The sequence below is a fragment of the Kineosporia sp. NBRC 101731 genome, from assembly GCF_030269305.1.
In the GTDB taxonomy this organism is placed as follows: domain Bacteria; phylum Actinomycetota; class Actinomycetes; order Actinomycetales; family Kineosporiaceae; genus Kineosporia.
Genome location: NZ_BSTC01000003.1, coordinates 577,408 through 591,748, shown reverse-complemented (window position 1 = coordinate 591,748; position 14,341 = coordinate 577,408). Strand labels below are relative to the sequence as shown.

Below are 14,341 nucleotides of genomic sequence, written 5' to 3'. Positions count from 1 at the left end.
CGTCAGGACCAGCCCCAGATGGAGAAGTTCTGGCCACCCAGGTGAGGGCCCAGGATCAGGCGGGTGTAGAGGAAGGTGTCGACCGGCAGATCGCCCGGGGGGAACCAGCCCAGCGCGGTGCACAGGTCCGGCTCCAGAACAGCGGGCACCCCGTGCCAGCGGGTGACGACGAAACTGAAACCGATGCGCGGCTCACTTCCGGGCGGGCGCACGTGCGCGACGCCGTTGAAGGCGAGATCGCCCGGATCACAGGTCACGCCGAGCTCTTCGTGCAGTTCGCGCCGCACCGCCTGGGGCAGGCTCTCCCCGGCCTCCAGTTTGCCGCTGGGCAGGGCCCACTGACCGCTGCCGGGGATGTCGCCGGCCCGTTTCATCAACAGCAGGCGGCCGTGGTCGTCCTTCAGCAGCCCGAAGACGTCCACGAGGCTCGCATGATCGTTTCCAGCCACGCCGCAGACGTTACCGGTCAGGACTGACCCGCCGGTAGCCCGAGTTCCCCGCGCATACTCACACGATCTCCAGGCCGGCTTCCGCGATCGCGACCACGCTGCCGGACAGATCGCCGAAGTCCTGCCCGCCCATCGCCCCGGCCCCGACCCGCGCCTGCACCCCGAGAACGATGGCGGCGAACTTGAAATGAGCGAAAGCCCGGTACCAGTCGAGGTCTTCGATGTCGATCCCGGTCTGCGCCGACCAGCGGGCGGCGATCGCGTCAGCACCCGGAAAGCCCGGCAGCAGGGTCACCGAGCGCACCAGCGTGGGCGCCAGACGCTCGACCGACTCCCAGTAGAACAGCAGCAGGCCCAGATCGGTCAGCGGGTCACCGAGCGTCGACATCTCCCAATCAAGGACGCCGTTGAGCTTCGGGTGCCTCTCGTCCACCACGCAGTTGTCCAGTCGGTAGTCGCCGTGGACGACGCACGCCGCCCCGCTCACGGGCGGCTGCCCGGCCAGGACCCAGGCCAGCTCCGCCAGCGCGTCGGGCGGGGGCACCGGGGTGGCCTCGATCTGCCGGGTCCAGCGCCGCACCTGGCGTTCGGCAAAACCCTCCGGGCGCCCGAAATCCCCCAGCCCGAGCGCCTTCGGGTCAACGGTGTGCAGGTCGGCCAGCACGTCCACGAGGTTCTCCCCCAGGTGCGCGCGGTCCTCGAGGTCGTACGCCGGCGGCAGGGTGTCGGTGACCACGACACCGGGCACCCGGGTCATCACGTAGAACGGCGCCCCGATCAGCTCCCCGGCGTCTTCCAGCACGATGCCCGGCACCGGAACAGCGCTTTCGGCCAGGGCCCGCTGCACGCGGGTCTCCCGGCCCATGTCGTGCGCGGTGGGCAGGACGTTCCCGCTCGGCGGACGGCGCAGAATCAGCTCCCCGGCCGGGCTCAGCAGCCGGAACGTCAGGTTGGAACGGCCACCCGTGATCAGTTCGGCCCGGGTGTCCTGCCAGCGCTCGTCGCCGGTGACCCGCACCAGCGCCGGGGCGACCAGGTCGGGCCGGGCCAGACGGGTGACCTCGTCCATCCGCACTGCGCTCCTTCCCCACCGCCCTGACGCTGCTGCACCTACCGTAGCCAACGCCGGGAAGTGCCCGGCCGCCCCGGCCCGCTTTCCCGGCTCCCCCGATCGGCCCCCGCGCACTGACCCGGAAGAGGGGCCCATACGTACACATACCCCGGGTGACCCCTGTCCACCGCCCGGTGACGCGCCGATCTTCGTCGGAAGGAATGCCTTCACGACAGCCTTCACGACAGGGGACCACGTTGAGCGAGCCCGGAACGCCGCGGCCTGAGGACGACTGGAACACGTCGAACCCGCAGAACCCGCCGCCCTACGGCCAGCCCCCGTACGGGAACCAGCAGTCCTCTGACGGGCAGCCGGCCGACGGTGGGGGGTACTCTCCCTACGGGCAGGCGGCCGGCGACGGGCAACAGCCTCCCTACGGCCAGTCGCCGTACGGTGGACAACCTCCTTACGGCCAGCAGCCTCCGCCCGGGCAGCCCTACGGCCAGTCACCGCCTCCGTACGGCCAGACCCCCTACCACCAGGGTGCCTACGGCCAGTCCCCGAACCAGCCGTGGCAGCAGACCGGTCAGCCGCACGGCAATCCCTATGCTCTGCGACCGAACATTCCCACCTACCTGGCGGGCGCCATCCTGGTCACCCTGTTCTGCTGCCTGCCGACCGGTATCGCCTCCATCGTCTACGCGGCCCAGGTCAATTCGCGACTGGCGGCCGGCGACGTCGCCGGTGCCCAGCAGTCGTCCGACAAGGCCCGCACCTGGATGATCGCCAGCATCGTGCTGGGGTTGGTCGGCGTCATCCTCTGGTTCCTCCTCGCGGTGCTCGGGAGCACCTCGCCCTGATGCCCGGCCACCCTGACCCTCTCGACTCTCCTGGCACAGCGCTTCCCGGCCGGGTACCTCCGGCCGGGGAGCGCTCCCGACGCCGGGAGGCGATCGCCGGGCTGACGGTCGTGGCCGGGTTGGTCACGGCCGTCACCCTGGCCGACCCCCGCCACCCGGGCCGGTGGCCGTCCTGCCCGTTCCACGCGGTCACCGGCCTGTACTGCCCCGGCTGCGGCAGCCTGCGCGCGGTGAGCGATCTGGTGCACGGTGACCTGGCCGGTGCTCTCGGGTACAACGCCCTGACCGTGATCACCCTGCCGCTGCTCGTCGCGTTCTGGCTCCGGACCGCCCTTCTCGCACCCACCCCGGGCCGGCTTCCCGGTTCCGGCGCCCTCCCTGTGCTCATCCTCGTCATCGTCTGGGGAGTCGTCCGCAACCTGCCGCTCGCGCCGTTCAGCCTGCTCGCGCCGTAAACTCGGCGGATGGGCGACGAGGGCCGGGCCACGGGACCCCTCACGAGCCTGCGTGTGCTCGAGCTCGCGGGGATCGGGCCGGTTCCGCATGCCGCGATGATCCTGGCCGACCTGGGGGCCGACGTCGTTCGGGTCGAGCGGCCCGGGGCTCCGGACACCGGCGACCAGATGCTGCGCGGGCGGCGGTCCGTCGAGCTCGACCTCAAGTCCCGGCCGGGCCGGGACACCCTGCTGGAGCTGGCCGACCGCGCCGACGTGCTGCTGGAGGGGTTCCGCCCGGGTGTGACGGAACGACTCGGGCTCGGCCCCGACGTGTGCCTGGCCCGCAACCCGCGCCTGGTCTACGGCCGGATGACCGGCTGGGGCCGCACCGGCCCGCGCGCGCACCAGGCCGGGCACGACATCAACTACCTGGCCCTGGCCGGCGTGCTGCACGGCATCGGCCGGCCCGGTGAGCGCCCCGTGCCACCGATGAACCTGGTCGGGGACTTCGGCGGAGGGTCGATGTTCCTGGTCTCCGGTGTGCTGGCCGCACTCGTCGAACGCGGGGTCTCGGGTCGGGGCCAGGTGGTGGACGCCGCCATGGTCGACGGGGCCTCCCTGCTGATGCAGATGATGTGGTCGTGGCGGGCGCAGGGCGGCTGGAACGATTCCCCCGGCTCCAACCTGCTCGACGGCGGCGCGCCCTTCTACGACACCTACCGTTGTGCGGACGGCCGGCACGTCGCGGTCGGCGCCCTCGAACCCGCTTTCTACGCGCAGCTTCTCGACGGTCTCGGGATCGACCCGGACGAGCTGCCCGACCGGGCCGACCGGGGGAACTGGCCGATCCTGCGCGAACGGTTCAACGTCGCGTTCGCCCGGCACGACCTGGCCCACTGGCGGAGCGTGTTCGACGGTTCCGACGCCTGCGTGACGCCTGTGCTCAGCATGACCGAGGCCCTGGACGACCCGCACCTGCGCGCCCACGGCACCCACGTCGAGATCGACGGCGTTCGGCAGCCCGGCCCGGCGCCGCGCTTCTCCCGCACCACCCCACCCCGCACCCCGGATCCGCCAGGATCGTCCCGGGTCGGCACCACCGCCGTGCTCGAGGGCTGGCCGGTCCGGACCGCTGAACCATGACCCGAACCGCCGGACCGCGCGACTGGTCGCCGGCAGCGCTCAAGCCGGACGCCGGGAAGCCGAACTCCGTAGTGACAGCCGTGACCGTTCGGATACCCCGAGAAGGTGCCCGTGTACGAGCTCATCTACGTCAGTCGTGCCGTGGTGGACCTGACCGGCGGCGAGCTGGAAACGCTCATCGGCCCGAGCCGGGACCTCAACGCCCATGCCGACATCACCGGAATGCTGCTGTACGTCCACGACGAGCCGGCGCACGAGGGCTTCTTCGTACAGCTCCTGGAAGGCCCCCAGGAGTCGGTGGAGCGGACCTACGAGCGCATCCGCCACGATGCCCTGCACACCGACGTCACCCTGGTGCAGCGGGGTGCCACGGGCGCCCGGTCGTTCGGGGGCTGGCGCATGCGCCTGGCCACGACGACGACCGACGCCGTCCTCCCGCTGGTCGTGGGCGACGACGTGAAACGGATGACGTCCAAGGACACCTTCACCCTCCTGAAAGACACCTTCGTGTCCCGGGCCCTGCTGACGGCCGAGACCGTCCGGGCCGGCTGACCCGGTCCGGCACCCTGCCGCCGGACCAGGAACAGCTTGGGTGGACGTCGCGAGAGCTGCCCGCGAGCATGGCCTTGTCACATGCCCCAGCAGATCCACCTCCCCGCCCTGAGCAGCCATGAGCCGCCACGAGCTGAGATGAGCCGAGATGCCCCGCCTGATCCTGCTCAACGGCGCCCCGGGCAGCGGGAAGTCAACTTTGGCAGGTACTTTCGTGGACAAGCACCCGTTGTCCCTGGCCCTCGACATCGACACGGTGCGGGGAATGCTGGGGGGGTGGCTGGAACAGCCGACCGAGTCCGGCCTGGCCGCCCGGGAACTCGCCCTGGTCATGGCTGACGTGCACCTCCGCACCGGGCGCGACGTGATCGTGCCGCAGTTCCTGGGCCGCCTGGACTTCGTCCTCCAACTCGAAGAGCTGGCGGCCGGCGCCGGGGTGCCGTTCGTCGAGATCGCTCTCGTCTCCGACGTGGACGACGCGGTCACCCGTTTCGCCCGGCGCACCCACGCCCCTCAGACCCAGGAACACCGCGACGCCGCCGCTCTGCAGGAACGCTCGGGCGGTACGGACGAATTACGGACGATGTACGCGCGTCTGCTGGCCGTGATCGAAGCCCGGCCGGCCACCCGGACCGTGGTCACGGTGGACGGGGAGATCGCTTCGACCTACCGGTGTCTACTCAGCGCGATCAACGCCTAAATCACTGCTCGCACGGCCTTCTCGAAGCCCACCACGTGCTCCAGAGCCAGCTCCTCGGCCCGGTCCGCCTCGCCCGCCGCGATGGCCCGCAGCAGGGCCACGTGCTCGGCGACGATGTGCATGTCCATCGTCGAGAGCTGGTCGAGGAAGACGCAGTGGATGCGGGTGGCCAGGTTGTCGTAGCGGATCAGGGTGTCTTCGAGGTAGGGGTTGCCCGTGGCCCGGTAGATCGCGCGGTGGGCGCCCAGGTCCCAGCGCATCACCTCGCTGCGGTCGGTGTGGGTGATGTCGAGGGCCTGCGTGCCCGCCGCCAGGCCCTCGAGCTCGGCGCGGGCAGCGTCGGTGGCGCGCTGCGCGGCGCGGCGGGCCGCCAGCGGCTCGAGGGTGGCCCGGATCTCCGACACGTGGGCCAGGTCGGCGATGTCCACGCCGGTCGCGAACGTGCCCCGGCGCGGGTACGAGACCACCAGCCGGTCGCCCTCGAGCCGCTTCAGCGCCTCGCGCAAGGGCGTCCGGCCCATGCCCAGCGACCTGGCCAGCTCGACGTCGTCGATCGGCTCACCGGGCTGGATCTGGAGCATGATCAGCTGGTCGCGCACGGCCCGGTAGGCCTGCTCGGCCAGGGAGGCCGGAGCATCCGGGGCATCGTCCAGGCGCAAGGGTGTCGCGGTCACGGCTCGATGATATTGCGGGTCACCGGAACACGATCGTGCGATGGCCGTCGAGCACGATCCGGCGCTCGGCGTGCCAGCGCACGGCCCGCGACAGCGCCAGGGCCTCGGCGTCACGCCCGATGGTCTGCAGCGCCTTCGGGTCGTGGGAGTGGTCGATGCGCAGCACCTCCTGCTCGATGATCGGGCCCTCGTCCAGATCAGGGGTGACGTAGTGGGCGGTGGCGCCGACGTGCTTCACGCCCCGGTCCCAGGCCTGGTGGTACGGCTTGGCACCCTTGAAGCTGGGCAGGAACGAGTGGTGGATGTTGATGGCCCGCCCGTGCAGCCGGCGGCAGGTCTGGTCGGAGAGCACCTGCATGTACCGGGCCAGCACCACCAGCTCGGCGTCGTACTCCTCGACCAGCTCCAGCATCCGGGCCTCGGCCTGCGGCTTGGTGTCCGGAGTGATCGGCACGTGCACGAAGGGCAGCCCGGCGGCCTCGGCCATCGGGCGCAGGGTCTCGTGGTTGGACCCGACCGCCACGATGTCGGCGCCGAGACTGCCCGCCCGCCAGCGGAAGATCAGGTCGTTCAGACAGTGGCCCTGCTGCGAGACCATCACCAGCACCCGGGCCGGCTGGTCTGCGAAGAACTTGTACTGCATGCCGAAATCAGCTGCCACCGAGCTGAAACCGGCCGTCAGCTGGTCGGCGGTCACCCCCGACCCGCTCACGCCGTCACAGGTTGCGCTGACCTGCGCCCGCAGGTGCAGGCGGTCATGGGTGGCGTCGTCGAACTGCTGGTACTCGACGATGTCCAGGCCGTGCTCGAACAGGTAGGAGCTCACGGCCCGGACGATCCCGGCGCGGTTCGGGCAGGTCAGGGTCAGGGTGAACGAGTCAGTCATGACGATCCCTTCAGTTCACGTACTCGGAAGACGCGTCCACGATCCAGTCGGCCAGGTACCGGGCGAACGACGACCGCACGAAGATCCGGTAGTCCTCTCCCGTGTCGTCCAGCGCCAGCAGCACGACGCCCGTCATCCCGAGCGCGGTCTGGGCACTGCTGCCGCCGGGGAAGACCGACGGGTGCAGGTCCAGCGAGCACCCCAGGCTGAGCAGGTCCCGGGCGTGAACACCGCTCAGGCGCAGACTGAGGCGCTGCGCCGAGACGTCCACCGCCGCCCCGCCGCGCTCCTTCACCGCCTCCAGCAACGTGAACTCCAGCTCGTGCGGCTGCTGGTCACGGCTGGTGACGAGCCACTCGTCGGGTCCCAGCCACACCATCTGCCCGTCGGGCGTCGCGGCCCAGGTGTTGGGCTGCACCGGAGGGGTCTCGCCCAGCACCTCCGCCACGTCGCGCAGCCGCAGGCCGGCCATCGCCACAGGCGGCTCGATCGTGACCGAAAGACCTTCCGGCAGAGCGGCGAAGACATCGCCCGGCAGGACCTGGCTCCGGTCAAGGGTGTCAGCCATCGCGGCGGGCTCCTTCGGGGTCGACGAGCACGGACGAAGTGATCTGCGCGGCGACGAGCTGCCCGCCGACGGGCACGTGCACGATGTCGCCCACGCGCCCGCGCCCGCCCTTCAGGAGAGCGAGGGCGAAAGGACGCCCCAGCGCGGCACTGCGGTAACTGGAGGTCACGTGCCCGAGCATGGGCACGGGTGGGGCGGGCAGCACACCGTCGTCGCACAGCTCGACGATCTGCGAGCCCTCGGGCAGCTTCGTGGTGCTGTCGGTCGGCAGCAGCCCGACCAGCTGCTTGCGCAAGGGGTCAGAGTTCAGGGCCCGGGCGAACGACCGTTTGCCGATGAAGTCCGGTTTCTTCTTCGAGACCGCCCAGGCCATGCCCAGGTCGTGCGGCGTGAGGGTGCCGTCGGTGTCCTGACCGATGATCGGGTAACCCTTCTCGGCCCGCAGCACGTGCATCGTCTCGGTGCCGTAGGGCGTGATGCCGTGCGGGGCACCGGCCTCCAGCAGCCGCTCCCACATCGCCGGGGCGTACCAGGCGTTCACGTTCACCTCGTAGGCCAGCTCACCGGAGAAGCTGATCCGGGCCACCCGCACGGGCACCCCGTCCAGCACCGTGTCCCGCCAGGTCATGAACGGGAAAGACTCATTCGCCACGTCGAGATCGGCGAACACCGACCCGATCACTTCGCGCGAGCGCGGCCCCACGACCGGGAACACGGCCCACTGCTCGGTCACCGAAGCCAGGTGCACCCGCAGGTCGGGCCACTCGGTCTGGACCCATTCCTCCATCCAGTCCAGGATCTTCGCGGCCCCGCCGGTGGTGGTGATGACCATGAACCGGTCGTCGGCCAGCCGCAGCACGGTGCCGTCGTCGATGACCATGCCGTCGACACCGCACATCACGCCGTACCGTACGGAACCGACCTTGAGACTGCTCATCATGTTCGTGTAGAGCCGGTCCAGCAGCACCGCCGAGTCCGGGCCCTGCACGTCGATCTTGCCGAGCGTCGAGCCGTCGAGGATGCCGACGCCTTCCCGCACGGCGGCACATTCGCGCAGCACCGCGGCTTCCATGTCTTCCCCGGGCTGCGGGTAGTGCCGGGCCCGCTTCCACTGTCCGACGTCTTCGAACACCGCGCCGTGGGCCACGTGCCAGTCGTGCACGGCGGTGGTGCGCACCGGGTCGAACAGGTCACCGCGCTCACGCCCGGCCAGGGCAGCGAAGGCGACCGGGGTGTACGGCGGGCGGAACGTGGTGGTCCCGAGGTCCTGCACCCCGGTGCCCAGCAGCTCGGCGGCGATCCCGGCCGCGATGACGCCGGTGGTCTTGCCCTGGTCGTGCGCGGTGCCGATGGTGGTGTAGCGCTTGACGTGCTCGACCGAGCGCAGTCCGGCCCCGACGGCCCGGGCGATGTCGGCCACGGTGGCGTCCCGCTGGACGTCGACGAACTGCCGGTCGGTGGCGCCCGGCACCCGCCAGATCACCTCTCCAGGAGTGCGTTCGGGCTCTTCGCCGGCCGATGCCTCCGGCCCCAGGCAGCCGGCCAGATCGAGAACGCCGTCGGCGGCGCCGACCACCTCGGTCCCGGGAACACTCTGCGCGGGACGGAAGGCGCCGAGGACCGGGTCGTAGGCCAGGGGCCCCCGCACGTGACTGAACAGGTGGGCGGTGGGGTTCCAGCCGCCGGAGACCAGCAGCAGGTCGCAGTGGTGGCCGAACTCGTGGCCGTCGCCGTCCATCACCGAGACCGACGCGATCCGTCCGTGGTTCCCGGGCGTTTCGTCGGCGGGAAGGACGGCCCGGGTGGACAGGACGCGGGCCCCGGTGATGACGTGGAGGTCACCGGCGCAGGCGGGCGCCTGCGCACGGACCTCCAGCACGGTCACCGTCGCCCCGGCCGCGACCAGGTCGTGTGCGGCCGCGTAGGCGGCGTCGTCGCTGGTGAACACCACGATCTCGCGCCCGGCCAGAACTCCGTAGCGGTGCAGCAGGTCGCGGGCGGAGGCGGCGAGCATGATGCCGGGCCGGTCGTTGTCGGCGAAGACGATCGGGCGCTCGTGCGCGCCGGTGGCCACGACCACCCGCTTCGCCCGTACCCGGTGCACCCGCTGCCGCGAGCGCCCGGCCGGCGGGTCGGACAGGTGGTCGGTGCGCCGCTCCAGGGCCAGCACGAAACCGTCGTCGTAGTGCCCGAAAGCCGTGGTGCGCTGGAGGTGCACGACCTCGGGAAGACCGGCCAGCTCGGCGGTGACCTGTGCGACGAACTCCCGGGACGGACGTCCGTCGATCGTCTCGGTACCGGTCAGCGAACCGCCCGCCTCGGCCCGGTCGTCGAGCAGCGCGACCCGCTCGCCCCGGCGGGCCGCGGCCCGGGCGGCGACGAGCCCCGCGGGCCCGGCCCCGAGCACGAGGGTGTCGACGTGGTGGTATTTGCGGTCGTACCGCGCGGTGTCGGGAATCTCGGCCAGACGTCCTTGCCCGTTCAGGCCGCGCACGACCATCCCGTCGACCAGCTCGACGGCGGTGGCCAGCAGCATCGGCTCGGGGAAGGGCTCCTCGACCTGGATCAGGCCGGTGGCGTCTTCGGTCCAGGAGGCCCCGATGCCGCGCGGGCGGCCGAGTTTCACACTGGATCCCAGCGTGTGGACGCCGTTGGCCAGCAGGGCGGAGGCGATCGTGTCGCCCGGGTGGCCGGTGTAGGTGCGCCCGTCGAAGGTGAACGTCAGGGTCTGGTCGCGCTCGACGCGCCCGTACCCCTCGACCCGGAAATCATTGCTCATGACTGGACCTCCGGCTGTGGTTCACCGCTGCGGTAGGTGGCGAGGAAGGTGTAGGTACGGGTGTCGCGCACGGCGTTGAACCACTGGCGGCAGCCGCCGCTGTGGCTCCACCGCTCCGCGAAGGGCCCCTTGGGGTTGGCGCGGAAGAAGATGTACTGCGCCCATTCGGTGTCCGAGAGCTCCGACGGCGTTTCCGGGTAGGCGATGTGGGCCTGCCCGCCGTAGTGGAACTCGGTCTCCTCCCGGGGACCGCACCAGGGGCATTCGATGAGCTGCATGGCGGTTCTCCTCAGTGGGCCACGGCCGCGGCGCCGTGCTCGTCCACGAGCGCGCCGGTGACGAAACGGTCGAGGGCGAAGGGGGCGACGTACTCGTGCGGGCGACCGTTGGCCACGGTGTCGGCCAGGCACCATCCGATCCCCGGGGTCGCCTTGAAACCGCCCGTGCCCCAGCCGGAGTTCACGTACACGTTCTGGTAGGGGGTGTGCCCGACGATGGGCGACGCGTCGGGCGTGGTGTCGACGATGCCCGCCCAGGTGCGCAGCAGGTGGGCCCGGGCGAACACCGGGAACAACTCGACGGCGGCGGCCATCTGGCGCTCGATGATGTGGAAGGCGCCGCGCTGGCCGTACCCGTTGTAGGAGTCCACACCCGCGCCCATCACCAGTTCGCCCTTGTGCGCCTGCGAGACGTACACGTGCACCTGGTTCGACATGACGATCGTCGGGTGCACCGGCTCCAGCAGCTCCGAGACCAGGGCCTGCAGCGGGTGAGAGCTCAGCGGGGCGGCGACGCCGAGCATGTCGAGCAGCACCGAGGTGTGGCCGGCCGCGCACAGGGCCACCGTCCCGCAGGCGATGTCGCCCCGGGTGGTGCGCACCCCCGTCACCGTGTCGCCGTCGGTGGTGAACCCGGTGACCTCGCAGTCCTGGATCAGGTCGATCCCGGCCTCGTCGGCCTTGCGGGCGAACCCCCAGGCCACCCAGTCGTGCTTGGCGATGCCCGCCCGCGGCTGATAGGTGGCGCCCTGCACCGGGTAGCGGATGTCGTCGGAGATGTTGACGATCGGGCAGATCTTCGCGACCTCGTCCGGGGTGAGCCACTCGGCATCCACCCCGTTGAGTTTGTTGGCCTCCACCCGGCGCACCGAGTCGCGCACGTCCTGCTCGGTGTGTGCCAGGTTCAGCACGCCGCGCTGGGAGAACAGGATCGGGTAGCCCAGGTCGTCCTCCAGGCCCTCCCAGAGCTTCAGCGAGTGCTCGTAGATCGCCGTCGACTCGTCCCACAGATAGTTCGAGCGGATCAGCGTGGTGTTGCGGGCCATGTTGCCGCCGGCCAGCCAGCCCTTCTCGAGCACGGCCACGTTGGTGATGCCGTGGTTCTTGGCCAGGTAGTGGGCGGTGGCCAGGCCGTGCCCGCCGCCCCCGACGATGACGACGTCGTAGGACTTCTTCGGTTCCGGGTTCCGCCAGAGGAAGTCGCCGTGCTCGGGCAGGTGAGCACCGGGAGGGGTCGCGGAGGTCATGACCTCACCGTCCATCTGATCGACGATTGATATATCAGTGCTGCGCCACAGGGAGGATAAGCAGGTGCGAGCGGGGACGACAAGACCCCGCACCTCTGGACATTTGCTCCTCCCGATGCAGCTGCTCGTCGAGGCCGCCTTGATGGACCCGGTCGATTCGGCGAGGGTGGTGCCTGATCGACTCCCGGAGGCCCTTCCTTGACCAGCGACCGCACCTACTCCCACACCTCGCACTGGGGCTCGTTCACGGCCGTGGTCCGCGACGGCCGGATCGTGCAGGCACGTCCCCCGGCGGCCGATCCCGACCCCTCGCCACTGCTCGCCTCGATCCCCGACACGGTGCACTCCGACCTGCGCGTCACCGCCCCGGCCGTGCGCCGCTCCTGGCTGGAACAGGGCCCGGGAGCCCGCACCGATCGGCGCGGCGCGGAGGAGTTCGTCGAGGTCGACTGGGACACCGCGCTGGACCTGGTGGCCGCCGAGCTCGACCGGGTGCGCACCACGCACGGCAACCAGGCGATTTTCGGTGGTTCCTACGGCTGGTCCAGCGCCGGGCGCGTGCATCACGCGAAAAGTCAGCTCAAGCGCTTCCTCAACAGCATCGGCGGGTTCACCGACGGGCGCGGCACCTACTCCTTCGGCACCGCCACGGCGCTGCTCCCCCACGTCGTCGGCGACCCCGCGATGGTCAGCGGCGAGGTGACCACCTGGGGACGACTGGAAGGGGCCACGACGCTGTGGGTGGCCTTCGGCGGCGTTCCCCTGCGTACGGCCCAGAGCCAGTCGGGGGGCGTCAGCCGGCACGAGCAGCGCTATCGCATGCTCGGGATGTCACGCACCGGAGCCTGTTTCGTCAATGTCAGCCCACTGCGTGACGACCTCGACCCGGACCTGGACCCGCAGTGGCTGGCACTGCGGGCGAACACCGACACCGCGCTGATGCTCGGCCTGGCCCACACCCTGGAACGCGACGGCCTGGCCGACGAGCGTTTCCTGGCCCGGTACACCCACGGTTACGCCACCTTCCGGCGCTACCTGCTCGGCGAGAGCGACGGGCAGCCGAAGAACGCCGCGTGGGCCGCCGGGATCTGCGGCCTGCCCGAGCACCAGATCGTCGACCTGGCCCACCGGATGGCCACGAACCGCACCTTCATCACCACCACCTGGTCGTTGCAGCGCGCCGAGTACGGGGAGCAGCCGTACTGGATGACGATCACGCTGGCGGCGATGCTCGGGCAGATCGGGCTGGACGGCGGCGGGTTCTCGTTCGGGTACGGCAACTCGGCGACCACCGGCGCCGCGAAACTGCCCTTCGCCTCGCCGTCGCTGCCGACCGGCCGGCGACGGTGCGACTCCTGGATCCCGGTGGCCCGGATCAGCGACATGCTCGAGAATCCCGGCGGCAGCTACCAGTACGACGGGACGACGCGCACCTACCCGGACATCCGGATGGTCTACTGGGCCGGGGGCAACCCGTTCCACCACCATCAAGACCTGAACCGGCTCTCCGCGGCCTGGCGCCGCCCGGAGACCGTCGTCGTGCACGAGCCCTGGTGGACCGCGACCGCCCGCCGCGCCGACATCGTCCTCCCGGCCACCAGCACGCTGGAACGCAACGACATCGGCGCCAGTTCGCGCGACCGGGTGCTGGTGGCGATGAAACGGGCGCTCGAGCCCCAGGCCGGGGCCCGCGACGACTACGCCATCTTCACCGGGCTGGCCGATCGGCTGGGTGTGCTCGAGGAGTTCACCCAGGGCCGCGACGAGATGGGCTGGGTCCGGTTCCTCTACGACAGCACCCGCGAGCGCGCGGCCGACCACGACATCCGGCTCCCGGACTTCGCGACCTTCTGGGAGCAGGGCGAGGCCGTCATCGAGCACGAGGCCGAGCACACGCTGCTGGCCGATTTCCGCGCCGACCCTCTCGCGCACCCGCTGCGCACGCCCAGCGGGCTGATCGAGATCACCAGTGATGTGGTGGCCGGTTTCGGCTACGACGACTGTCCCGGTCATCCGGTCTGGCTGGAACCGCGCGAATGGGCCGGCAGCGAGCTGGCCGCCACCTATCCCCTGCACCTGATCAGCAACCAGCCGAAACACCGCCTGCACAGCCAGCTCGATGCGGGCCCGGTCAGCCGGGCCGCGAAGGTCGCCGGGCGTGAGCCGGTCCGGCTCAACCCCGGCGACGCCGCGCAGCGCGGTATCGGCGACGGTGATCTGGTCGAGGTGTTCAACGACCGCGGGCGGGTGCTGGCCGGTGCGGTGCTGGCGGACGAGGTGCGCACCGGGGTGGTCCAGCTGGCCACGGGTGCCTGGTACGACCCGATCGACCCGTCCGCCACGGAGGGGTCACCCGACCGCCACGGCAACCCGAACGTCCTCACGCGGGACTTCGGCACCTCCCGGCTGGGCCAGGGGCCCAGTGCCCACTCGACCCTGGTCGAGATCCGGGTGGCCGGCAGCGACCCGGGGGCCGTCCGCGTCCATACGCCTCCCCCTCACCAGAGGTAGGCGGGACAGCATGCCGGTATGCGCGCACTGATCGTGATCAGTGCGCTCTGGCTACCCACCCTCTCGTTCCATCCCACGGCCGACGAGGCCGACATCACCGGGCTGAGCCTGCCCACCGGCGAACCGGTCGAGGACTTCCGCCTTTTCGACGAACGCTACGACCGCCGTCCACTGGGGCGACAAGATCACGAACCAGAACGTCAACG

Annotated in this window: 14 protein-coding genes; 6 read left to right on the top strand and 8 right to left on the bottom strand. The window is 70.8% G+C overall.

Translation table 11 applies throughout. The features are described 5' to 3' along the window. Positions 1 to 2: 2 nt before the first annotated feature. Both QSK05_RS12620 and QSK05_RS12615 read right to left on the bottom strand, forming a co-directional pair. On the bottom strand, positions 3 to 449 hold the full coding sequence (locus QSK05_RS12620; protein WP_285597332.1) for an NUDIX domain-containing protein: 447 nt from the start codon (positions 447 to 449) through the stop codon (positions 3 to 5). Positions 450 to 507: 58 nt separating this feature from the next. After that, on the bottom strand, positions 508 to 1,518 hold the full coding sequence (locus QSK05_RS12615) for a phosphotransferase family protein (RefSeq protein WP_285597331.1): 1,011 nt from the start codon (positions 1,516 to 1,518) through the stop codon (positions 508 to 510). 239 nt (positions 1,519 to 1,757) lie between these two features. On the opposite strand from QSK05_RS12615, the gene QSK05_RS12610 reads away from it, so the two are divergent. From QSK05_RS12610 to QSK05_RS12590, 5 genes are all read left to right on the top strand, one after another. After that, positions 1,758 to 2,360: a CD225/dispanin family protein gene (locus QSK05_RS12610; protein WP_285597330.1), complete on the top strand. Its 603-nt coding sequence runs from the start codon at positions 1,758 to 1,760 to the stop codon at positions 2,358 to 2,360. Next, the gene (locus QSK05_RS12605) at positions 2,360 to 2,815 is read left to right on the top strand and encodes a DUF2752 domain-containing protein (RefSeq protein ID WP_285597329.1); all 456 of its coding nucleotides are present in this window, start codon (positions 2,360 to 2,362) and stop codon (positions 2,813 to 2,815) included. Before QSK05_RS12610 ends, QSK05_RS12605 begins: the two co-directional genes overlap by 1 nt. A gap of 9 nt (positions 2,816 to 2,824) precedes the next feature. After that, positions 2,825 to 3,940, top strand: coding sequence for a CaiB/BaiF CoA transferase family protein (locus QSK05_RS12600; protein WP_285597327.1), 1,116 nt, complete (start codon positions 2,825 to 2,827; stop codon positions 3,938 to 3,940). Positions 3,941 to 4,051: 111 nt separating this feature from the next. Then, positions 4,052 to 4,492: a BLUF domain-containing protein gene (locus QSK05_RS12595; protein ID WP_285597326.1), complete on the top strand. Its 441-nt coding sequence runs from the start codon at positions 4,052 to 4,054 to the stop codon at positions 4,490 to 4,492. A gap of 148 nt (positions 4,493 to 4,640) precedes the next feature. Next, positions 4,641 to 5,192 carry an AAA family ATPase gene (locus QSK05_RS12590; protein WP_285597325.1) on the top strand — a complete coding sequence of 184 codons (552 nt, stop codon included), beginning with the start codon at positions 4,641 to 4,643 and terminating at the stop codon, positions 5,190 to 5,192. Here the strand turns inward: QSK05_RS12590 and QSK05_RS12585 are convergent. Genes QSK05_RS12585 through QSK05_RS12560 form a run of 6 tightly spaced genes read right to left on the bottom strand, consistent with a single transcriptional unit; the run spans position 5,189 to position 11,624 of the window. Next, positions 5,189 to 5,866, bottom strand: coding sequence for a GntR family transcriptional regulator (locus QSK05_RS12585; RefSeq protein ID WP_285597324.1), 678 nt, complete (start codon positions 5,864 to 5,866; stop codon positions 5,189 to 5,191). The genes QSK05_RS12590 and QSK05_RS12585 overlap by 4 nt on opposite strands. Positions 5,867 to 5,885: 19 nt before the next feature. Then, positions 5,886 to 6,752 carry a formyltetrahydrofolate deformylase gene (gene purU / locus QSK05_RS12580; RefSeq protein ID WP_285597323.1) on the bottom strand — a complete coding sequence of 289 codons (867 nt, stop codon included), beginning with the start codon at positions 6,750 to 6,752 and terminating at the stop codon, positions 5,886 to 5,888. A gap of 10 nt (positions 6,753 to 6,762) precedes the next feature. Beyond that, positions 6,763 to 7,320, bottom strand: coding sequence for a sarcosine oxidase subunit gamma (locus QSK05_RS12575; RefSeq protein ID WP_285597322.1), 558 nt, complete (start codon positions 7,318 to 7,320; stop codon positions 6,763 to 6,765). After that, positions 7,313 to 10,099, bottom strand: coding sequence for a 2Fe-2S iron-sulfur cluster-binding protein (locus QSK05_RS12570; protein ID WP_285597321.1), 2,787 nt, complete (start codon positions 10,097 to 10,099; stop codon positions 7,313 to 7,315). Before QSK05_RS12570 ends, QSK05_RS12575 begins: the two co-directional genes overlap by 8 nt. Next, the gene (locus tag QSK05_RS12565) at positions 10,096 to 10,377 is read right to left on the bottom strand and encodes a sarcosine oxidase subunit delta (protein WP_285597320.1); all 282 of its coding nucleotides are present in this window, start codon (positions 10,375 to 10,377) and stop codon (positions 10,096 to 10,098) included. The genes QSK05_RS12570 and QSK05_RS12565 overlap by 4 nt, the downstream gene beginning before the upstream one ends. Positions 10,378 to 10,388: 11 nt before the next feature. Continuing rightward, the gene (locus QSK05_RS12560; RefSeq protein WP_285597319.1) at positions 10,389 to 11,624 is read right to left on the bottom strand and encodes a sarcosine oxidase subunit beta family protein; all 1,236 of its coding nucleotides are present in this window, start codon (positions 11,622 to 11,624) and stop codon (positions 10,389 to 10,391) included. Between the two features lie 198 nt (positions 11,625 to 11,822). On the opposite strand from QSK05_RS12560, the gene QSK05_RS12555 reads away from it, so the two are divergent. Next, entirely contained in the window at positions 11,823 to 14,135 is a 2,313-nt protein-coding gene (locus tag QSK05_RS12555; RefSeq protein ID WP_285597318.1) for a molybdopterin-dependent oxidoreductase, read from the top strand. Positions 14,136 to 14,341: the final 206 nt, after the last annotated feature.